Origin of the sequence: Thalassotalea sp. LPB0316 (assembly GCF_014898095.1) — a bacterium.
Classification (GTDB): domain Bacteria; phylum Pseudomonadota; class Gammaproteobacteria; order Enterobacterales; family Alteromonadaceae; genus Thalassotalea_G.
Genome location: NZ_CP062946.1, coordinates 115,863 through 138,332, shown reverse-complemented (window position 1 = coordinate 138,332; position 22,470 = coordinate 115,863). Strand labels below are relative to the sequence as shown.

Below are 22,470 nucleotides of genomic sequence, written 5' to 3'. Positions count from 1 at the left end.
AGGTGGAGTTTTGCCCGTTGGCTTTTGGTTTTTCTCAATAGGCAACTAGATGTGTAGGTAAAGGAAGTTTACTTTTCTTGTTTACTGATGAGTTTTTTGGCGGGCTCATAAAAATGTATGCCTTGTGCGTAATCAATTCCTGCAGCAATACATCTGTCTGCTATTTCCTGGTTCTCAACGCCTTCTGCAACAATCATTGTTCCCGTTTGATGTGCCCATTTGGTAAAATAGCACACAAATTCAAAGACATCTTGATTTGATAGTTGCTCGCTAACAACTTGATCGAGCTTGATCGCGTATGGACGGGCTTCTGCCATTATAAGAAAGCGCGATGCTCCGCTGCCAATATCATCCAAACTCAACCTAATATCAGGAATTGGTGTGCCCTCTAATTCTTTTAAGCAGTTGTTGTTTAATTGTCCAGACTCACAAATCTCGACGACTAAATGTTTTTTAAAGGGGGATTTAACATACGGGGTCAGTAACCTAGTTAAGTCTTTGCAATTGAAATTGTCAGCTTCAAAGTTAACGGAAATGAATTGCTTGTCATTAAGGTTTCTCACTTGTTTAGATGCTAATGCTAACATTTTTTCTGTTAACATCAGGGGGCCGTCTTTTTCGTTTAATACTTTTGGTAGCCATGCTTTTGTTGGCATGGTGTTGTTATCTTTAATTTTCCTAGCCAACGCTTCATAGCCAATAATTTCACCCGTTGTCAATTTGACGATAGGTTGGTAAAAAGCCGTTACATCATCGAGCGATGTTTTTATATCTAGCCAGTCTAGTGCAGCCTGTCTGGAACCAAAAAAATGAACATTTTGTATGTCTTTGGCTTTGAGGATTTTCATGTGTAAATCGAACTCTTCTACTGGAATTTCTGTCGAGTAAACAGCCACTTTAATAAAAGTTCGCCTATTTCTTAATGACCAATCCTCTTTGTGAATAAAATCGATAACTTTACGCGTATCCTCGTTATTGAATATCCCCGAGCCTCCTTTCATATTAATAAGTAAATGCATTTTTCGAGTGTGTATCACGATGTTTATTATTTTTCGGATTTGTTGAATCCTCTTTTCTAAGGACGGTTGGCCCTCAAAGTTTACCTCAATGTACTGATCTCGAAGCTTGGCAATATTACTCATGTTATTCCTTGTATTCTTAACTATTTAATAAGTCATACTAATATCAGTATGGAAGACAGAAAAGTTTAAGGCAATCGCAGTGTAAAAATTTGAAACTTTGAAGGTCTAATCGACCGCTTAAACTCATGCAATAGACTGACGATGAACTGCTAGGTGAGTACAAATTTGGGTAACGGTTTTATTATTTACCTGAGCACTGTACTTGTGGTAGCGCAGACAGGGAGTGACTAATAGAGTTTTCTCAGCAGATGCTCTACATGTCCTTTTAAAGTCTTTTTAGATAACACCCACGTAGTTAACATATCGTGTTTATTGGCCAATCGCTTTTTGTATTTGGCATTGCTGGCGAGAAAATTATAGTTACTCATCCCATTATTTAACGCCCAGTCTATCGCTAGATTGTGAGCCACTAAACCTGGTCTAAATTTGTTATCCGCTAGGTAGTTAAAGCCGCTTTGATAGAATAAAACCTCTTCGTTATGGATGAAGTTATATAAATAGCCGAGCGTATGTGCTTTGCTAGAAACTTTTATTAGCTGAATGAGCCCTTGTTCGAAATAATCTTCGATGAGCTTTTGATGAAATTGACAAAAAAAAGCCGAAGCGAAAGCACCTTTTTTACCTTTAGCTTGCCAGTAGTTTTGGTGTAGTTCTTTTAGCTCGGTTAAATAAGCAAGCGCTTGTTCTGTATTGTGCGCTAATGTAAGCGATAGCTCGCCAAACTTTCCTTGGTAGGCATTAAATGATTGTTTTATTTGTTTCCGGGTGTTTTTACTCAGAGAGCGCTGGTAATCATCAAGAGAGTTAAAATTATTTAGGGCAACACAAAACGCCGGTTTGGTGGTTTTTCTGATATAAAATTTATCAATATTGGTGAAGTCGAGTTGTTGGCTGTGCGCAATCCTAAGCTCTTCTATATCGTCAAGATCGAGAAAGGCGCTGATCAGTTGTTCACTGTGTTTTGGTGAAGCTGAAATAATGTCATTGTATTCTATCGTTAATTCATCAAGCGCTTCTATTCCGGTGCAATTTAAATAGCCACGCTGTTTAGTCAGTTTATTCTGACGCTGCCGATTTATACCGAGAAAAAAGCAACTCATTGGCTCTTTTCCCTCATAGTGAACAACGAATTTGACGTCTATGTCATCAGGTAAACAAGCTAGCCATGTTGAAAACCAAGGCCAACTATTAAAAAAACTAACCGGTTGGTGCTTACTTAGCTGTTGATAAATATCAAATACGCGTTCACTTGAATGAATAGGGCATAGTGATTTAGTGGCTGAATTTCTTTTCACGCGTAATGATCAGTCATTTGAAAGTTAAAACTATTACATCAAAACGATACAAACTCAACACGTGAGTTTTTATTGGAGGACGATAACTGTTGATATTATTTAGTTTTAAGGTTTATTTTTCATTAGTTTATACGAGTTTTTACCAGTTGGTTATATTTTTGTTAACATTGCTTTAACAATTTGCTAGATTGCATGGGCAAAATTATAAACCTCAAAGGATTGCAAATGAGACTTAAAACATCTTTTATCGCGCTAGCCTCGGCTGTCGCGTTGTTTTCGTGTGGTGGCGGGTCGTCCTCATCGTCAACTACGAACAATAATAATAACTCAGGTCAATCGTCTAACAATAAAACCTTTAGGATCCAAGCGGTGTATGAGGACAGTTGTGGCAATGAATCACCTGTTACACAGGCATCATTGATCATTCATGGCAGCGATTTTAGCAATGAGCAAATCATTAGCGCGAATGCAAATGGTGTGATGACATATTCTACAAGTGCTTCAACACGTGATGTATCAATTGTCATGCCTGATATTATTGAGGTAGCTGGGGTCAATCCTATTGAGGTTGTAACAACCTTAGAGCAACCAATGGTAGATGCGGGTAAAATTCGCTATTACACGAGTGACAGCTCCCAATGTGAATGTAGAACACTTAATTTTGACGCTGTTGCTAGTGCACGAGCCAGTGATTATCCGATATTTGGTGCGCTAGGTGGGGTCGATGGGTACAGCAGTAGCTCGAACCTTGGCCAATATAACTATACACAGGTTTCGCAGTGTAAGCCGATTAGTGGTAACTATGGTGCGATTAGTTCGATGATCAGTTTTGACAATCCCGATGAGGCGTTTGGTGCTTTTATGCCGTCTGCCTCTACTGACTATTTTGTGGTTGATCAAACATTAGTGGGTAGTCAAGTTAGCATCAATACTGATGAGGCGAATTCAAAACAAGCAGCTACCTATACAGGGCGAGATAGTCACTTTAGAAACTATGCCTTTGGCTATGACGATACGCCACTTTATGCTTTTGATCACGATGATGCTGATTACTATCGCGTTACGGCATACAACTTTGAAGATATTTACGGTATTGAGGGCGTCGATCGCGCCGACGTCTTTTATCTCAACGCAATGAATTCAGAAGACATCAATCAAACCTTTGATTTACCACTAACAGCTATTGACTACATGGAGTTAGCTCAGCTATTAAATGGCGACCAACCCAATTATGATTTATCACACTACAGTGGGTTTGATTTTATTTCGATGACGGTTTCGGCAAGATCGGCAAATGGTCGATTATTTGATTGGTATATGCGCGCGCCAACTTCAGGTCAGCTGCCGTCGATTGAAAACTTAGATACTAACGCTTTTATTCCAGACAGCACGGTTGAAAGTTTAATCGATACGGTTAATTTTAGAATCGGCATCTATGGTTATCAGGGGATTTCATCATATAACGATTATCTGGCAAAGCTATCGACGAATGATGGCTCTCCGGCAACAAGAGTTAGCTCAGATTGGAATAATTATTTTGGCTCTCGCTTGTCATTAACTATGAGTAATGTTGACCTTTCACCACTGAAGCCTTTAGCAAGTGTGGTTAAAGTAAAATACAATCAACCCTTGGTATCAAAGCCAAGTAATAACAGAGCGCTGAACTAATCACATCGGTTATATTGAGTAACTTTACATGCCAGCACCTTTGCTGGCATTTTTTATTTGTGCGTCGAGCATTACTTGAAAAATGATGATTGTGTACTAGGGTTTAGCCATCTGCTGACAAATGATTTCTTTACCTTAAAGTAAAGGAGTGTGTTGGTGGATTGTTGTTTACCGAGCACTGATGTGATGATTCGTATCACATCAATTAAACATAACAACGACAAGCAAAGGAGTGTTTTATGCTAGTTATTACCAATCGAAAAATTAACAAATCAAACTTTATCAACGGTGTTGGTGATCACAACGCTTTTGGTGACGAGCCCAATGTTAAAGGCCCGAACGAAACTCGTATTGCTCACGCAGAAAAAGTTAATGGCAAATGGCAGGTGAGGTTAATGTCTGAGCCGTCAAAAATTACCGCCAATAATATCCCGTCGAGAAAAGCATTTAACGAATTAAGAGATAAACTTAGGCACAGTGGCAAAAACTGTGTTTTTTTCGTTCATGGCTTTAATCAAAGTTTTGAAAAAAATTTAGAAAAAGCGTACAAAATGCAGCAGGTTCACAACGTTGAAGTGGTTGCTTTTTCATGGCCGTCAAACCCTGGTGGTTTTAAAACGAAAGAATATCGCGTAGCCAAGCGCAACGCTGTGGCTTCGGTTGGGGCGTTAGATGCCACACTTGAGAAGTTTGGTAGTTATTTAAAAGAGCCATTTAATAAAGAAGCACTAGAAAGTTGTAATGTCAAAATATCGTTCATGACTTATAGCCTAGGTAATTACTTGTTCCAAAACTATGTTAACAACGCAAGCTATGAGGAAGAGACCCGCATTTTCCACAATGTGATTTTGTGCCAAGCCGATGTTGATAATGCGGGGCATGCTCACTGGGTTGATCAAATTGAATCAGGCAAAAAAGTTTATATCACGATTAATGAAAACGATTGGGTATTGAAATGGTCGGATGTAAATTTTCAAAAAGATCGTTTGGGTCGCAGCGCCAAACATTTAAATGCGAGCAATGCGCTTTATTTTGACTTTACTGATGGTCCCGGTGTAGGAAAAACGCATGGCGTCTTCTATCAGCCAACGAATGATGTGGTTAAATCCTTCTTCACTCGTGTTTTAAATGGCGAAAGAGGTGAGTTTACTCAAGGGCTGGTTTTCGATAGTCGAATGAATGCCTTTCGGTTTGAATAGGTTTTAAAAAGGTATAAAAAAACGCTAGCATTGCTAGCGTTTTTTGCAAGGAGATAACTATTAGAACTTGTAGCTTGTGCTAACAAAGAATGTTCTACCGACAACATCATAAATCGATGGCACTGTGCCCATGTCATTACCTCCTAGAACTGATTTAGGATCTTGATCTAGTAGGTTTTTGATACCGCCGTTAACTCTCCATTGATCGTTGATATTATACGATGCTGAAATGTTGTGGTAAGTTACTGAGCTCGTTCTAAACTCGTCGCCGTAGAACTCACCTTCCATACCATGGATGTATTGTGCTGTGTATAGAACGCTTAAGTCATCTGTAATATTAGCTTGAACATTTAAGTTAGATCTAAACTCAGAGAAGCCACCCATGTTGCCATCAATACGTCCTGTGTAGTCAATGCCATCTTCTGTGTAGTCAATTAAGTACGTTGTATCAAAAGTTACTCTGAAAATGTCACCAACGTAAGTGACATTCCAGTCAATACCTGATGTTTCTAAACTACCGACATTCGTTAATGGTGAAGAAAGGTTTCTTAGGTCACCTTCTGGTGTAATATTGATCACATCACACGCCGCGGTGTCGCCTTCGAAACAGTTGTTCATTGCTGCCTGTACGTTAACACGTGTAATGGCGTTTGTTACATCAAACTTCCAGTAATCTAGTGTCGTTGATAAACCTTGTTTGATTTCCCACACGGCGCCAAAGGTAAATGACTCACTTTCTTCAGCTTTTAGGTTTTCATCTGAAGTGTAGTTAACTAAAATTTGTGGATCGATTTGGTTGTCATCCCACGGATTACTTAGGTAATCGTATGAACCTGAGTTACCGCCGTATAATTCAGATACATTCGGTGCGCGGAAGCCTGTTGCCGCTACGGTGCGTAACATGAACTCATTAGTTACTTGGTATGTAGCACCTAATTTCCAGGTCGTTGCACCACCAAATGTTGAGTAATTATCGTAACGCAGCGCCGCTTCAACGTTAAATGCATCAGTTACAGGCACGGCAACTTCACCGTAAACTGACTGAACAGAGTAATTACCTGATGTTGGGTCTTGCTGTGCTGCTGTACTTTCGCCCGCTTGCGTTATTTCATCGGGTGTGTAGTAACCCGACTCGTAACGGCTTTCAACACCCATCGCATAACCAATGTCACTTTCTGTAGTACCGCTATAGCCAGCTGCTAAGATAAATTGCTCGTTACCACCTTTGTTTTCTTCGGTGTAAATAACATCTTCGCTCACTAAGAAGGCGCGGTCGAGTTCGTCACGGCTAAACCATAAATCTTGGTTGTTGTAGATACTTTGCTCCATGTTGCCGGCGTGAATTGAGTTATGCACGCGATCTTTTGAGTCGTTACGACCATAAGTTGCAGAGATATCCCACTGTGCGCCATTATCTAAGTAACCAATTAACCCCGCTGATGCGCGGTAAGTGTCAGTTTCTTGCTCATAAATACGCGGGCCTGCGTCCGTCATACGGCGACGATATTCTAACTCTTCAGGTAGAACACCATCTTTTCTAAAGTGATCAGTATATTTGCTATCAAGCTGATCTGTTTTTAAATCGATAACCGCTGGTTGAGGCGCCATTTGCTGCTTAGACTCACGACGTGTATACATAAAATCGACAGATAATTCAGTGTCACCGGCGATTTCTTTGTTGAAGCTAGAGAATACACTGGTCAGTGTATTTGGGGTTTGAGCATAGCTATCTGTTGTGTAGTCGTATAGATCATCTTGTTCGAGGTCGCGATATACACCATCGCCAACATGAACCTGACCACCTAATGAGCCACCGACAATAGAAGAAGATGCGCCGGCATCAACGAAATCGCGATCTGATTGAATGATGCTACCGCGATCTGAGTATTGTAAACCGACAACTAAGTTACCGCCGGCAAGTTCAGTGCCGTGTAAAATGTTAAAACCGCCCGTTTCACCATCGCCTTGGCCAGTAATGCTGCCTTCAACGGTCATTTCTGTGCCTTCAAAATCATTTTTGGTGATGATGTTAATTACGCCAGCAATCGCATCTGAGCCATATACCGCAGAGGCGCCATCTTTTAAGATTTCAATGTTCTTGATCATGGCAACAGGAATCGTATTTAAATCGACTGAAGCGTCAGCACCTGTACCTGATGCAACCATACGTCGACCATTTAATAAAACTAAAGTGCGTTGAGCACCCATACCGCGCAGGTTAACTGTTGCACTACCGCCAGACCCGTTATTCGTTGTAGAGCCAATGTTCATACCGGCGATGATTGGTTGTGAGTTAAGGATTTCTTCAACTGATTGGAAGCCGCTGTCGGCAATAAAACCTGAATCAATAACGGTAATTGGGCTCGAAGATTCCATATCAGTACGGTTGATACGTGAACCTGTTACTTGGATACGCTCTACTTCTTTTTCAATTTGTTGTGTTGGTGATTGAGCCAATACTTGTGTTGTGGCAAATGGTGTTGAGGCAACACCTAAGAAAATAGCGCTTTTAACCGCTTTATTTAATTTACTTAAATTCATTGGGATCTCTCTAATGTTTACTACTGTTATGCTTTTGACTAGCTCTTATTCAAGCATTGCTAGAATGTACCCGAGCGATTTGCTAAAGGTTGTAGCAAAGTGTTTTTTTAAGTAGGGAGGTTGTGACCAAGGTAATCGAAATGTAACTAATGCGCATATTTGATGGCTTTTTGAGCGCTTTATGGGGGGCTTCAGAGGTTAAATCGAGCTGATTATTGTGATCGTTTCAGTCGATAGTAATTCACAGCTTGACTCTATTATTAGCTTACAAAGCGATTAGTTAATTTTTTCAACGATGTGTTCACTCGCCAATATTGCCCATTGTTGATAAACCGGTTGGCCAGGATGAAAGCCATCGCTAGCCATTAGCGAAGGGTCATTCGGCAGTTCAATTGTGAGCGTATGTGTTTGCTTATAAGCTTGGCATATTTGGGTCAAATCTTTATTCAATTGTTTGGCCCTGTTACCTAAATACCAGCGCAACGGGTTGGGCAGCGCAGGAAATTGATGCATGGGTGGGATTTGCGTGGCAATGATCACCGACGCTGAAAATTTGTTGATCAGCAAATTCATTAATTGATGTTGAAGTGAGCTAAATTTATCTCGTGAGATCCCCTTGGTGACATCATTGACGCCAAGCGAAATAACCACTACGTCAAAGTTTTCGGCTGCCAATGCCTGAATCCGAGATAACGCCATTTGTGTCGTTGTACCTGTACTTGCCATTAGCGTTAATGAAATATCTTTATCGCCCAGCGATTGGCAAAGTGTTGTTGATAGTTGACCTAATAAAGCATCGCTTTGGTTTGATACACCAACACCCGCTGCCGCCGAATCGCCAAGTACCAGTACAGTGAGTTTATCCGTAGATGAAGTGTTGCCAGGCGCATTTGAAATAATACGCGGGCCTGATGCTTCAGCAAGCTTTGGCGTATTTTTGCGAACATACTTGCCCTGAACAAGAAAGACAGGAAGTAAAACTAAGGTAACTAGCCAATGAATCATAATTACAGTGATACCAAATATTTAATTCACTTGGTATGAGTTATTCCAAGTGGCGTTACTGTGAAATATTAGCTTAGCTTCGTCAAGTTTAGGTCATCGTTTTAGCTTTTTTGTTCGTTGTGGCTTTATGGCGTTTTCGTTTTTTAAAGCTAGGTTTATCGATCTTCGGCAAGTCGGTAAATCGAATCGTTGAGGCTTGATCAATTAACTGGTGAAGTTGTTGGCTTAAACCTGACATAAATGCTTGATAACTGCACTGCTTTTGCGTCATCAAATTGAGTGACGACTCCCAATGTGCGGTCATATCTGGCAAGGTCGTTTCTTTAGGCAGTGCTTGAACAAAGCCACGACCAAGATCTGATGCGTGAATACTTTTCCCTTGCCGTTTCAAGTACTGGCGTTTGAAGAGCAAATCGATAATGCCTGCGCGTGTCGCTTCTGTGCCTAAACCGTCGGTTTCTTTTAATTGCTTTTTGATCTCTGGGTTTTGAACAAATCTAGCGATATTGGTCATTGCCCCTAGTAAGGTTGCATCAGTAAATGGTTTGGGTGGTTGTGTGGCTTTGGTGATCAGTTCACCGGTTCCACAATGAAGTACATCACCTTTATTTAATAATGGTAGTTGCTCTTTTTCTTCATTGTTAGCATTAAATAACTGCTTCCACCCCAAGTTTTGTGTTTTCGTACTTTTAGCTGAAAATAATCCACCCGCTATGTCGAGCTCAAGTGCGATTTCATTAAATTGAAAGTGAGGGTAGAACTGAGCCAAATACTGACGACAAATCAGTTGGTAGACATTTTTCTCAAAGTTGTTAAGGCTAGCTGAATTCACCGACTTTAAGGTTGGAATAATCGCATGGTGAGCACTTACTTTGGCATTGTTCCAAGCTTTGCTTTTTATGCTGGCATCGGCTTGGCTAGCAGCTTTTGCTAGAGGCTCTTCTGCTTGGCTGAGCATAGCGATAATTTGTTTCGCTTCGCCAAATTGGCTGGTTGGCAAGAAGCGACAATCTGATCTTGGATAAGTGATCAGTTGGTGTTTTTCATACAGCACTTGGCAAATATCCAATACCAGTTTTGCATTCATCGAAAATCGTTTGGCGGCATCGATTTGTAATGCCGATAAATTATACGGCAGTGGCGGTGCTTGCTTTTTGTCTTTATTTTCTGCTTTGGTGACTAGCGCTTGCTGGTCGGTTATGCGGGTAATTACGTGTTCAGCCAGTGCTTTATTGATAATGCGCTGCTCGCTGTCCATATGAGGCTCACACGCCTGACTCGGTTGCCATTTAGCCGAAAATTGCTCACCTTTGGAGGTTGCAAGCTTTGCCAAGACCTCGTAATAATCGTGGGGCGTAAAATCCGCGATCTGTTGATCTCGCTCAACGACTAAACCAAGCACCGGTGTTTGTACTCGCCCCACCGATAACACCGCATTAAATCCTGACTTTTGTCCTCTGATCGTTAACGCTCGTGTAAGATTTATACCATAAAGCCAGTCGGCTCGTGAACGAGCAAGTGCCGAAACCGATAACGGCATAAAATCTTGGTTAGATTTGAGGTTTTGCAGTGCTTTTTTTACTGCTTGTAAGTTTAAATCGTTGATCAGCAGGCGCTGAACTGAGCGTTTTTTATCGTCCGGAATATTGACGTAATTAATCACTTCATCAACTAGCAATTGGCCTTCTCGATCTGGGTCGCCGGCGTGAATAATAGCTGAAGCTTTTTTTATTAGCCGAGTTAAAATTGTCAGCTGTGTTTTACTGGTTTTTTTCGGTACTAATTGCCAGGTTTGCGGCTCTATCGGTAAATGCTCGAAATGCCATTTTTGATATTTACTATCGTAAACTTGTGGTTCAGCTTGCTCTAATATATGGCCGATACACCAACTCACAATATCGCCATTGCCAACCTCAATATAGCCGTTTTGTTTTTTATGAGGCTTAGGTAGGGCAGCAACAATTGCTTTTGCTAAACTGGGCTTTTCGGCAATATATAAATTCACAATAACACGTTACTTTTTATCAATTGCTCTATCATATACTGAATTTTTATACAGTTAAATAGTTTGTTAGCCAAAATTAAAGCTATGATAAGCTACCGGCAATGTTTTATATTTTGACGTTGTTATGACTCAAGCTCTCATCCCCAATCCATTTGTTCGTTGGCACTTTCGTGACTTCCAAAAAAGAGGCTACTCGATTGAACAAATTTGTCAGCAATTTTCGGTACCTGAAACGGTTTTTACCAGTGAGGGCAAGGATGTAAGTGCCGATGGCTTTGCCGAAATGATCAAGCAAAGTGTCGTCGCCATTGACGATGAGTCTTTTGGTGGTATTAGTACCAGCTTACCTGTTGGCAGCTTTCGCATGATGACCTATGCCTGTATTACCTGCCAAACACTCAAACAAGCGATTCATCGCACGTGTAATTTTTACCGCCTTTTGAGTAAGCAGATTAACTGGCGACTCGATATCGGTGAGCAACAATCTAAGCTGGTGTTCGACACTAATTTAGCGGGCACAACAGGTGCGAGTCATAATTATTTTATTATATTTACCAGTTGTATTATTTGGCGCTGGTTGAGCTGGATGATTGATAAGCCAATCGAGTTGTCGCAGCTTACACTTAATTTTTCGCCTGCTTATGCTAGCTCTTATCTTCCTGGCTTGTTTAAAACTCAAGTGCACTTTGAGCGAGAAGAAAGCGCTATTTACTTTGATAATAGCTTACTTGATATGCCAGTTAAGCAAACACCTGATAGCTTGCAGACCTTTTTAATTAACGCGCCGCAGTGTTTAATGTCGCATTATCAATCAAGCATGAGTTTGACGAAAAAAGTGCAAGAATACTTGGAAGATGCCCAATACATCGGTGAAACCAATTTACCTCATGCCGCTGAGCATTTCTTTTGCAGTGAGCAAAGTTTAATTCGCGGCTTAAAGCAAGAGGGCACTCGCTTTAAAGATATTCGTGAAAAAGTCCGCAAGCAAAAAGCCTCTTATTATTTGGTCAAAACCAAGTTAACTAATCAACAAATTTCAGCGCAATTAGGCTTTTCTGAAGTGAGCGTATTTTATCGAAACTTTAAGAAGTGGTTTGGCGTTACCCCGAGTCAATATCGAGAAAATCCGCAAAGAGCAAGCCAGCATGATAGTAAAGCTCAGTGATTTGTATGTAACTGTCATGTTGTTGCCTATTGGTTAAGGCATAATCAATAAAATTGGCTAGATCTTGGTTATACGTGGTTATGAACGAATACTTACAGGCAACACCTTATTTTAATTATAAAGACCAAAAAGTTGTCGATTACTTTGATAGCTTACCTATCTGTTCAAATGTTTCGGCTATCGAAAATGCGATAGCGATTTACTATGCTGTGCGCGATGATTTTGCCTACGACACAACAGGGGCGTTTGATGGTGCACCGACTTTAACCGCTGAATTTTGCTTTAACCAGCACCAAGGCTATTGTTTGCCCAAGAGTGCTTTAATGATCGCCTTGTGCCGAAAGGTTGGGATACCTGCAAGAATAGGTTTAGCCGATGTGAAAAATCATCTAGCAAATCCAAAACTCCTCGAACAACTGAAAACCGATGTCTTTTCAATGCACGGTTATGTCGATTTGTTTTTAGCGGGTAAATGGGTTAAAGCAACGCCTGCATTCGACAAAAACTTGTGCGCCCGACATAACATCAGCCCGCTTGAGTTTGATGGTTTAGCAGACTCTATTTTCCACGAGTTTACCGGTGAAGGTGATAAACACATGGAATATTTAGTCGATCACGGTACTTTTGCTGAGATGCCTGTTAAATTTATTCAGCAAAACTTTGCCAAACACTATCCACACTTAGCACATTGTTTTCAAAACGATGTGCTAAGTACGTCAACTACTGGCGATTAAATAACTAGCGGTTAAATATTTTATCTTCAGTTGCTAATTGCTGTTTTACCGCATCTAAGGCTAGAAATTGGCGGTAAAACTCAGCGAGTTTCGGCCATTGTGTTTGGTCTATTTCATAGTTCGCTCTAGTTAAGCTCATTAAATTACTGCCAACGGCAATATCTGCTACTGAAAGTTCATCGCCAACAAAGTATTGAGCTGATAACTTGTCTTCTAAGAAATTCAATACGGGTGGAATTAATTGGTTGAGTATTTCGGTTACTCGAGCTTCATCGGTGGTGTGCTCGAAAAAAGCAGGACCAACAACGCGTTGGAAGTATAAAGCATTTGTTGCTTCAGCCATTTTTGTATCGGCGTATTCCTCTAACCATAATGCTTTGGCAAAATTTTCAGCGTCATTAGGGTAGAGCGGTGTGCTTGGTTGCGATTTTTCTAGATACGCGATGATCACTGAAGAGTCTGAAAACAGTGTGCCTTGGTCTGATTGATAAGCTGGGATCTTGCCTAACGGGCTAGCTTGTCTAAAGGTTTCGTCATCACTGCCTGGTGGTACCATTTTTATCTCAAATGGTATGCCTTTAATAAGATGAGCTAGCATTGCTTTACGAACAAATGGTGAGGCAGGAACGCCCAAGATTGTTGCCATAACGGTTTCCTTGTTAATTTTTTAAATACTTTAGCATGGTTTGGACATATAGAAATAAAAAAGACCTGAACTAGGTTCAGGTCTTTTACGCTACGCTAAAATCAATCTAATTCATGTGTATATCAAATGGATAAGCGTCGTTTTCATCATCGATGCCGTCGTTGTCGTCATCAGGATCGACGCTATCTAATATGCCATCCTTGTCAGAATCAATATCATAAACTTCATAAAAGTTAATTCTTGGCGCAATGGCCATGGTTAGCTCTTCTGCCATTGATGGTATGTCGAAGGCAAAGTTATTGCGCTCTTCCCACTCGAGGACATAGAGTCTATTACCGACCAATTGCAGCGGACGCCATGTTCTGATTCGCCAGCGGTTGCAGTTGTCATCAAAGACCCAGTCACATTCTTGATAGACACCAAAGTCACTTTGCCAAAGCGCATTTAGGACGATGTCATTATTTTCATTTAATGACCACAACCAACGATCCCAACCATCTCGTTCGTTATTGAAGTCGAAATTGCCATTGAGAATTCGAGTGGCTCTATCTCCACCCGTCTCTAAGCGATAACCAAAGAAGGCATCATCTTGGATCATACCGTTGTCGTATGCGTCTGGGTTCGTTAGCGTGAAACTGCCCATTAAATAGCTATTTAGTACCGGTGAGATATCGATATTACTCGCAGCCGGCACGAGGAATTCATAAGATGACATAGTATTCATGCCATCAGTAGCAATGACAATAGCAGCAACACCGGTATCAAATTGTTCAACTTTTTCGATGCTAACCGTAATATTATCAGCTAATGAAAGCATTAATATCCCGTTCTCATCAATAGTCCAATCCATTGAAATAGTGAATATATCTGAGAGTGCCGTGCCGTTTTCATTAAACGATACGATGTCCATTTGTTTGCGGTTGAAATCCACTTCATTGGCAAAGTCAATATTAACCGGTATCGTCCAATTGTCAGTTAAATCTTCAGCGACCCAAGCAATTGATGGCAGCGAAGCTAAATCAATGAGCTCAACGAGCTGTGCTGATTCCATCTCAAAAGGTACCTGATCTAAAGAGCCTGTTAACTGCTCACGCTCCCAGTCATCTACGATGAGATACGCCTGAAGTTGTGTTTGCCAAAATCGATAGTTGGGTGCCGAGCTTTCTAGCTGTTGCCACGTTGCCGTGCTTGTCGTAATTGATACTAACACTTGATAGTCACCGTGTTGTTCAATAAATGCCTCGCCTAATTCCGGCGTAATCATTCCTCTGTTGATTAAACTAGAGACATTCTCATAGCTTGAACTTTCGACTCCTTGAAAGTAGATAGTCAGTACATCATTTTCTAATAAATAGTCTGCCGACTGACTGCCAAAACTATCACTTTTGGTCGCAACGCCTTGGTCAAAGAGGTACTGTGTGCCGTCTAGCACACCTAATCGAACCGCAGGGTTTGCCAACGCACTTTCGGTAATCCGGACATAACCTGATAATAAGTCGTCAGTGCTAAAAGCGACCGAGCTACCAGCTTGAGCATCGTATGGTGCTACATCCTCTTCATTTAGCGCACCGTCACCATCAATGTCTGGGTCACTGTTATCACCAATCCCATCCATATCAGTATCTGCTGTTTCCAAAGGATCTAGCGGGAAGGCGTCGTCTTCGTCATAAACGCCGTCGTTGTCATCATCCTTATCGGCATTATTACCAATTGAATCGCCATCGCTGTCCATACTCTCTGATGAATCAAATGGGAATTCGTCATCTTGATCGTTAACACCATCGTTGTCGTTATCAGGATCAAGCGCATCGGTAATACCATCGCCGTCAGAGTCGATATCCATCACTTGATAGAATTGTACTCTCGGTGGAATATTAATTCGCCATACCGGTGGTTCTGCTGGGAAGCTGTAAGCGTTATCATTTATTTCCTCCCACTCAAGGACATAGATCCTATCACCTATGGTTGCTAGTGGTTGCCAGTATCTGATTCGCCAGTATGCACAGTAATCATCACTCTCTGGATCACAGTCAGCAAATGAGCCGTATTCACTGCGTAAACTGGTCATTTTCACTTGACCATCGACAGTGAACTCCCAGAACCAACGATCCCAGCCGCTGAACATTTCAGATAGATCAAAATCGCCGTTGGTAATACGTGTGACGAGATTATCGTTGTTTTCTAATCGCCAACCAAATACGCGATCGTCACGTAACATCCCGTCTTCATCATAAGCTCCAGGGTCGGTTAAGCTGAAACTATTTTGCAGGAACAAGTCAGTGTATTGGCTAAGGTCGCCAATTTGGTTTTGTGCAACCACTAAGCTGTAGTTAGTGTAAGTTGTCTCACCTACGGTATAAGTCGCAAATACACCTACCCCGGTATCGTAAACAGCTTCTTTCGCTAGCGTGATAATCTCGCCTGAATCAAGCGTAATGACTAATACGCCGTCGGCGTCAATTAACCAAGTAAAATTCAAGCCAAAGATAGCCGTAGTACCTGTGTTATTTTCGGCAAAATTAACAATATCAGCACTGAGTGGTTGAGGAAGCTCTGCCATCGCAAAATCAAGTTTTATCGGCATAGCCCAGTCACTGTTTAACTCTTGTGCTGTCCATGGCGTAAAGGTGAGTGCGTCAAAATCCATCAAGCTGACTATCTGGCCTTCACCAATAAAGCTTTGAGCTGGCGCTTCCATTGAGCCGAATAAAAACTCTCGGTAATAGTCGTCGACCACATAAAGTGTTTGTGAGGCAAGCTGCCAGAAGACATGAGTATCGCCATTCATTTCGAGTAATTGCCAACTCACGCCTTGTGTTTCGATTACCACTTCCATGTAGTAATCACCCATTACTTCGATAAAAGATTCCGCTGTAGCTTGATCAACAATACCGAACTCAACCAGATCCATTACTTGATAGTACTGGGTGAATGAATCGGCATTGTCGTAATCGATAGTGAGTATATCGTTAGCTAAGACATAGCTGCCAGGTAGTGATTTACTCGCACTTTGTTTTAGGGAAACGTTATTGGAAAAGCTATAAGTTTCACCATTGCTAAAGCCTAAAACAATATCAGGTTCATCGAGTGCACCTTCTGATATATGGACGTATTTCATCAGTAAGTCGTCACTGCTAAATGCCATCGCAGCACCAACATCTTGATTGTAAGGAGCAACATCCTCTTCATTTAGCGCACCGTCACCATCAATGTCTGGGTCACTGTTATCACCAACGCCATCCATGTCAGTATCCGCTGTTTCCAAAGGATCTAGCGGGAAGGCGTCGTCTTTGTCATACACGCCATCGTTGTCGTCATCCATATCAGCGTTATCACCAATTAGATCGCCGTCGCTGTCCATACTCTCTGATGGATCAAACGGGAATTCATCATCTAGGTCGTTAACGCCATCGTTGTCGTCATCTGGGTCGATGCTGTCAAGGATGCGGTCTTTATCGCTATCGATGTCGAGTACTTCATAGAAGTTTACTCGCGGCGCTATTGCAATATAGAGCTCTTCTTCTTGAGAAGGTACCGAGAAGGCAAAGTTATTGCGCTCTTCCCACTCCAGTACATAGAGTCTGTTGCCGACTACTTGTAGCGGTCGCCACGTTCTGATTCGCCAACGGTTGCAGTCGTCGTCTTCTTGATAGAAACAAGAAGCATAAACGCCGTCATAGCTGTGCCATAGAGCATTGAGCTTAATGTCGTTATTTTCCTCTAGTGACCAATACCAACGGTCCCAACCATCGCGCTCGTTGTAAAAGTTGAAATCGCCACTGTAAATTCGCGTAGCGCGATCACCACCCGTCTCTAAGCGATAGCCAAAGTAGGCATCACTATTGAGCATGCCTTCGTCGTTGTAGGCATCTGGATTTGTCAGGCTAAAACTATTTTGTAAATAGCTATTTAACAGAGGCTCAACATTGATGTCTGAGCTTTGTGGCACGAGTAACTCGTATGACGAAATGGTGTTTTGACCATCACTGGCTTGCACTAAAGCGCCAACACCAGTGGTAAAATCATTGATTTTTTGTACCGTGATTTGGACATTTTCACCTAAATCAATAACAAGAATACCGTCATTGTTAATCGACCAGTTCATTTGAATGCCAAAGATAGCTGAAACGGCTGTGTTATTGTCGCCAAAGTCAACAATATCAAACTGCTTGCGATCCCATTGGTTTTCGTGGAAAAAGTCAATGTTTACCGGCATTGCCCATTGCATCATGACTTCTTCAGCGCTCCAAGCGATTGTCTCTATTGAACTGTAATCGGTTAATTCAAGTAAACTACCATCTGTTTCTGTCACATAAGGTACTTCTGCCGTTGAGCCAGTTAACTGTTCTCGCTCCCATTCAGGGGCAATTAAGTATTGCTGCTCTTGAACTTGCCAAAATCTGTAGTTCGGCGCACTGCTCTCGAGCCGTTGCCACTTGGTTAAGCCAGTGGTGATAATAACTTCCACTTGATAATTGCCATGCACGGCGATGAAATCGTCAGCGCGTTGCTGTGAAATCATGCCGATATCAAGCATTTGCTCAATGGTCATAAAGCTCGAGCTAGCAAGACTATCAAAGTAAAGATTTAAGGTGTTTTCTTCGAAGGCAAAGTCGGCAAAATCACTGCCAAAGGTTGTGCTTTTGGTCATAAAACCGTCGTTGAAATCGTAACGCTCACCGTCGTTGAATCCTAATCTCATTGTTGGCTCGTCAAGCGCGCCATCAAGAATAAGTACGTAAGCATCAATCAAATCGCTGGCGGTAAAGCTCAGCGCTTGCGATACGCTGTCGTCAAAAGGATCTAAGTCATCTTCGTTGAGTACACCGTCGCCATCGATATCGGTGTCGGTATTATCACCAATACCATCTAGATCGGTATCCGTTGTCTCTGAATCATCTAGCGGGAAGGCGTCGTCTTCATTTTTAATGCCGTCGTTATCTTTATCCTCATCTAATGGATCAGGCAGGCCGTCATTGTCAGTATCAACAAAGTCAAAACTTTCAAGGATGTCGGCTAATGCGATGGAGTTAAAGACGATACCTGTATCCTCTCGGACACCTGCTAGCTGCTTGTGGCCTTGGCGAACAATAGTTTGTCCTTCTAACTGGCTATCTTCAAATACCATAGGAACAGCATCTTCGATATCAATATCTAAAGCTGCCTGCAGGGCGGCTGGGACCATAAAGCTATATGCAGCTGTCGAACCAACCATATCCATGGTGATAGCAACAGACTCATAGAGCTCTGGCATAGTACCGTCGTAACTGAACTTATAGATATTGGCTGTTAAGTTTGCACCATCGGCTTGGCCATTGTCTGATACAAAGAATGCTTGGACATCATACCCGTTGCCAGCGCCTAACCAGATTGAACCTTGCATTTGATCAACAGGAGAGCCAGAAACATTAACTAGATCGTCGATTGTCTGAGCTAAGTTAAAATCACCCTCGTTCCAAGACAATACGATGCCGTTGCTACAGACGAGCTCAGGGTTGATATCGCTAATAAAATCGTTATCACACCAGAAGCTAAAGGTATCGTTTAGCCCTTCAACAATTGGAATGTAGGCGATTGCGCCTTCGCTGAAGACGGCATCTTTGGCTATCGTGCCATAAAATTCATCTTCGAGCAGGGCAAGCTGCATAATGCCGTTAATTGGCGTAGCAAGTAATTCGATTTGCTCGTCAATCGCGCCTGTCGAAATAATGGCTGTTTCACCGTTTTCACCAAAGCTTTCAACTTCAAAAATATCTGGGTCAACACGAATACCTTCTGGTGTTAACACGTAGTCATCATTGTCTTCATCATTAGCTACAACCCAAGCGTTAGTTTCGCTATCGAAGTAGAAAATAGATTCTGGGCCACTTTGTGAAATCACACCATATTCATAGAATAATTCAATAGTACCAGCGCTAGTGTAGTCCATGTCACTTTCAAACCACGCAATGCCATCAGTAAAGGCTACTTGCTCATTGGTAGGCTCAAATTGGGTGGCGGTTAATGTACCGGTTACGGCACACTCTGTTGCCGTGTCTTTATCAAACGTTTGGCTGTATGCAATGGTGATAACTCCTGTGTCTTTATCATAGAAAGCTTCTTGGGCGATAAAGTCATCATCTTCATCCATTGTCATTAATGTGATGTTACCCGCGAAATCGACTGTTCCCACGGCACCGTCATCATCGTGCTCATCATCAGCATCTTTGATGAAGAGTTCGCCTTGGTTCATTTCAATTGATAATAACCAAGTGTCGTTTTCATGCACGCTGCATTTTGGATCGTTCTGATCAAAGCTAATGACTTCGGATGCTAACCAAGTACCCGTTAAATCAAAGCTGTATTGATCACATGCATCGCCAACACCGTTTTGGTCAACGTCGATTTGGTCAGGGTTTTCAATTAATGGGCAGTTATCGCTATTATCGCCGATTAAATCTTGATCTGTATCTACAGTTTCAGTTGGATCGTTAGGGAAGGCATCGCTGTTGTCGCCAACACCATCTTCGTCTGAGTCAACTGATTCTTCAGGGTTGAAGTCGAAGGCGTCATCGCCATTAGCTACACCATCACCATCGATGTCGCCATCATTAACGTCAGGAATGAAATCTCCGTCAAAATCGGCGGGTAAATCTTGCCCGTCTAATGGATCTGAGCCGGCAGCAATTTCATCGCTATCTAAGTACTGATCATTATCGTCATCCGTATCGGCGTTATTACCGATGCCATCTTGGTCGCTATCACGCCATTCATTGATATCTAATGGGAATTGATCTTGGTCGTCGGCAAAGCCATCGCCATCATCATCGGTATCCGTTGTGTTGCCTATACCGTCGCCATCAGTATCGATAAAATCGGTACCTGGATTATTAGCATCATTGTCGTCAGGATCTTGATCACTTGGCCAACCGTCGCTATCAGCGTCGCTTGATTCACTTCTGGTACCGTCAAGTGGGAAGTCATCTTCAACATCTGGTACACCGTCGTTGTCATCATCTTTGTCACATAAATCACCAAAGCCATCTTGGTCGGTATCTATTTGGCCGGTATTGGCAACTAATGGACAGTTATCGGTTTCATTGCCGATTGAATCTTTGTCGCTGTCAAAACGCTCTAACGGATTTAATGGGAAGGCATCTTTGCCGTCTAGTGCGCCATCGTTATCAGTGTCGATATCAAGAGGATCGGTGCCAAGCAAAGCTTCGCGTTCGTCATCTAAGCCATCGCCATCGTCGTCTTTATCTTTGTTATTACCAATACCGTCACGATCGGTATCTACTGATTCTTTAGGATTACGCGGGAATAAATCTTGGTTATTCGGTACGTTGTCACCGTCAATATCTGTATCTGTGTTATCGCCAATGCCATCGTTATCTTGGTCACTTGATTCTGTGGCATCGAGTGGAAAAGCGTCGTCGTCGTCAGAGACACCGTCGTTATCATCATCTGAGTCTGGCGCAATGCCACCGTTATCAGCTAAACCATCACCGTCGGTATCGACAAAATCTTGCTCTGGCACACTGTCGTCACTATCGTCGCTATCTTGCCCTTGTGGCCAGCCATCACTGTCTTGATCGACAGCATCTGAACGAGTACCATCGAGTGGGAAGTCATCATCAACATCTAGTACGCCGTCGCCATCGTCATCGTCATCGGCATTGTTACCGATACCATCTTCATCGGTATCTCTAAATTCATTTTTATCGAGTGGGAAGGCATCATTTACATCTTTAACACCGTCGTTATCATCATCAGGATCTGAGTTCGCCTCATCGATTTCTTCAGTACGAACGCCGTCAACAACAATGTAACTGACGTCTGGCGTGCCGTCTTTGTCGGTATCTTTATCAGCAGCAGCTGATTCAGGGAAGGCATCTTTGTCGTTAAGCACACCATCGCCGTCGATATCCGGTGAGGTTTTTGCTGGCTTAACAACTATCACCTCTTCCGATTCTTCAAATTCAGAAGTGTCGGTATCCTCTTGGCCTGTTTGCTGAGTTTCACCAACCACTACGTCTTTTACGTCTGATACCTTACGGCCAGAGGGATCATTTGGAATGGGTAATGTTGCAGGGTCTTGCGCTAACACATCGAGTGCTTGCTCAGGATAGCTCGCAGTGCTCTCGCCGTCGGCTTGACCGTCGATCATGCCATCTGATAAATCGGCAGCCATATCATCAATAATATCATCGGTTGTAGCTTCGCCATCGCCGGAGAGTTGTTGCATCTCGTAGACTACGGCGGTTAATGCTTCTACTGCGCTACGGTAAGCAGTGGTTGACGTTTGCTCTTCAAGACTATCTGTTGAGTCATCGATCAATGGCGGCGTGGTAAAAATATCGATGTCGTCAGTTAAACCAAAACCTAAGGTTGATTTTACTTGGCTTTGGGCTGCCGGCATTGCTGCGATTATTTCTTCTAGCGTCGTTTCACCATCGTTGTTACCTGTGTATGGCGCAACGTTGCTATCGGCATTTTTAAAGATGAGTGCGACCGTCATGTCGGTAAGTGGTGTCGCATAGATCGCAAGTTCTTCATCGATCATTTGCTGGGTTAATAATGTATTAACTTGCGTGATTACCGGGCTTAACCCTGTGGTTATGTCTATCGTGCCTTCAACTGCCGTAATTTCGAGTAAATAAGGTGGGGAGAGTGGGGGAGTGAGGGCTAGATTTTCTATTTGTGCTTGTGCATTGGTCGCTGCACTGCCAACTAATTCTCCTTTAAAGCCATCTGCACTAGGGTCTATTTGATAGACATTGACTTCAGCTAAGGCCATGGGACCTTTAACACCGCCGCCTGAAAACGATACTGGGTCTGGTTCAGGGGGCTGAGGTGGCTCAGGTGGCGCAGGGGGTTCGGGAACGACAATGTCGTTGACATCATTACCACTATCTGAACAGCTAGTTATCAAAAATAGTGAACTTAAGAGTAGGATAACCTTAAAACAGCAAGGTATTATTTTTTTTAACAAGTTCATACTCAATTCCTATGAATGCTAGGTTATTTGGCATTGACTGATAGTCCAGCTTGTTCAGCCAGCACTTTTAGTTATTTGAGCCTAGTACAA

General features: G+C 42.3%; 11 protein-coding genes. 4 read left to right on the top strand and 7 right to left on the bottom strand.

The genetic code is table 11. The annotated features are described in order from the left end of the window. Positions 1 to 68: 68 nt before the first annotated feature. Both LP316_RS00605 and LP316_RS00600 read right to left on the bottom strand, forming a co-directional pair. Positions 69 to 1,142, bottom strand: coding sequence for an EAL domain-containing protein (locus tag LP316_RS00605; protein WP_193022187.1), 1,074 nt, complete (start codon positions 1,140 to 1,142; stop codon positions 69 to 71). Positions 1,143 to 1,369: 227 nt separating this feature from the next. Next, positions 1,370 to 2,437 (bottom strand): GNAT family N-acetyltransferase, encoded by a 1,068-nt coding sequence (locus LP316_RS00600; RefSeq protein ID WP_193022186.1) that lies wholly within the window; start codon positions 2,435 to 2,437, stop codon positions 1,370 to 1,372. Positions 2,438 to 2,662: 225 nt separating this feature from the next. On the opposite strand from LP316_RS00600, the gene LP316_RS00595 reads away from it, so the two are divergent. After that, complete coding sequence (locus tag LP316_RS00595; RefSeq protein WP_193022185.1) at positions 2,663 to 4,105, top strand: hypothetical protein; 1,443 nt, start codon at positions 2,663 to 2,665, stop codon at positions 4,103 to 4,105. A 239-nt stretch (positions 4,106 to 4,344) separates the two neighbouring features. Next, positions 4,345 to 5,304, top strand: a complete 960-nt coding sequence (locus tag LP316_RS00590; protein ID WP_193022184.1) for an alpha/beta hydrolase — start codon at positions 4,345 to 4,347, stop codon at positions 5,302 to 5,304. Positions 5,305 to 5,364: 60 nt separating this feature from the next. On the opposite strand, the gene LP316_RS00585 is transcribed toward LP316_RS00590, so the two are convergent. The 3 genes from LP316_RS00585 to LP316_RS00575 form a co-directional block, all read right to left on the bottom strand. After that, positions 5,365 to 7,845 carry a TonB-dependent receptor gene (locus tag LP316_RS00585; protein ID WP_193022183.1) on the bottom strand — a complete coding sequence of 827 codons (2,481 nt, stop codon included), beginning with the start codon at positions 7,843 to 7,845 and terminating at the stop codon, positions 5,365 to 5,367. 276 nt (positions 7,846 to 8,121) lie between these two features. After that, on the bottom strand, positions 8,122 to 8,850 hold the full coding sequence (locus LP316_RS00580) for an SGNH/GDSL hydrolase family protein (protein WP_193022182.1): 729 nt from the start codon (positions 8,848 to 8,850) through the stop codon (positions 8,122 to 8,124). 88 nt (positions 8,851 to 8,938) lie between these two features. Continuing rightward, entirely contained in the window at positions 8,939 to 10,855 is a 1,917-nt protein-coding gene (locus LP316_RS00575; protein WP_193022181.1) for a DNA topoisomerase III, read from the bottom strand. A gap of 124 nt (positions 10,856 to 10,979) precedes the next feature. On the opposite strand from LP316_RS00575, the gene LP316_RS00570 reads away from it, so the two are divergent. Together LP316_RS00570 and LP316_RS00565 are read left to right on the top strand one after the other, a co-directional pair. After that, on the top strand, positions 10,980 to 12,020 hold the full coding sequence (locus LP316_RS00570; RefSeq protein WP_193022180.1) for an AraC family transcriptional regulator: 1,041 nt from the start codon (positions 10,980 to 10,982) through the stop codon (positions 12,018 to 12,020). A gap of 80 nt (positions 12,021 to 12,100) precedes the next feature. After that, positions 12,101 to 12,754, top strand: coding sequence for a transglutaminase-like domain-containing protein (locus tag LP316_RS00565; protein ID WP_193022179.1), 654 nt, complete (start codon positions 12,101 to 12,103; stop codon positions 12,752 to 12,754). Positions 12,755 to 12,758: 4 nt separating this feature from the next. Here the strand turns inward: LP316_RS00565 and LP316_RS00560 are convergent, their stop codons facing one another. Continuing rightward, positions 12,759 to 13,400 (bottom strand): glutathione S-transferase family protein, encoded by a 642-nt coding sequence (locus LP316_RS00560; RefSeq protein ID WP_193022178.1) that lies wholly within the window; start codon positions 13,398 to 13,400, stop codon positions 12,759 to 12,761. 106 nt (positions 13,401 to 13,506) lie between these two features. After that, positions 13,507 to 22,380 (bottom strand): thrombospondin type 3 repeat-containing protein, encoded by an 8,874-nt coding sequence (locus LP316_RS15955; RefSeq protein WP_226960769.1) that lies wholly within the window; start codon positions 22,378 to 22,380, stop codon positions 13,507 to 13,509. Positions 22,381 to 22,470: the final 90 nt, after the last annotated feature.

Bases quoted from the DNA above. Each gene is read 5' to 3' on its own strand.
- LP316_RS00570 (WP_193022180.1), top strand. From the start codon at position 10,980: ATGACTCAAGCTCTCATCCCCAATCCATTTGTTCGTTGGCACTTTCGT.
- LP316_RS00585 (WP_193022183.1), bottom strand. From the start codon at position 7,845: ATGAATTTAAGTAAATTAAATAAAGCGGTTAAAAGCGCTATTTTCTTA.
- LP316_RS00590 (WP_193022184.1), top strand. From the start codon at position 4,345: ATGCTAGTTATTACCAATCGAAAAATTAACAAATCAAACTTTATCAAC.
- LP316_RS00605 (WP_193022187.1), bottom strand. From the start codon at position 1,142: ATGAGTAATATTGCCAAGCTTCGAGATCAGTACATTGAGGTAAACTTT.
- LP316_RS00595 (WP_193022185.1), top strand. From the start codon at position 2,663: ATGAGACTTAAAACATCTTTTATCGCGCTAGCCTCGGCTGTCGCGTTG.
- LP316_RS00580 (WP_193022182.1), bottom strand. From the start codon at position 8,850: ATGATTCATTGGCTAGTTACCTTAGTTTTACTTCCTGTCTTTCTTGTT.
- LP316_RS00560 (WP_193022178.1), bottom strand. From the start codon at position 13,400: ATGGCAACAATCTTGGGCGTTCCTGCCTCACCATTTGTTCGTAAAGCA.
- LP316_RS15955 (WP_226960769.1), bottom strand. From the start codon at position 22,380: ATGAACTTGTTAAAAAAAATAATACCTTGCTGTTTTAAGGTTATCCTA.
- LP316_RS00565 (WP_193022179.1), top strand. From the start codon at position 12,101: ATGAACGAATACTTACAGGCAACACCTTATTTTAATTATAAAGACCAA.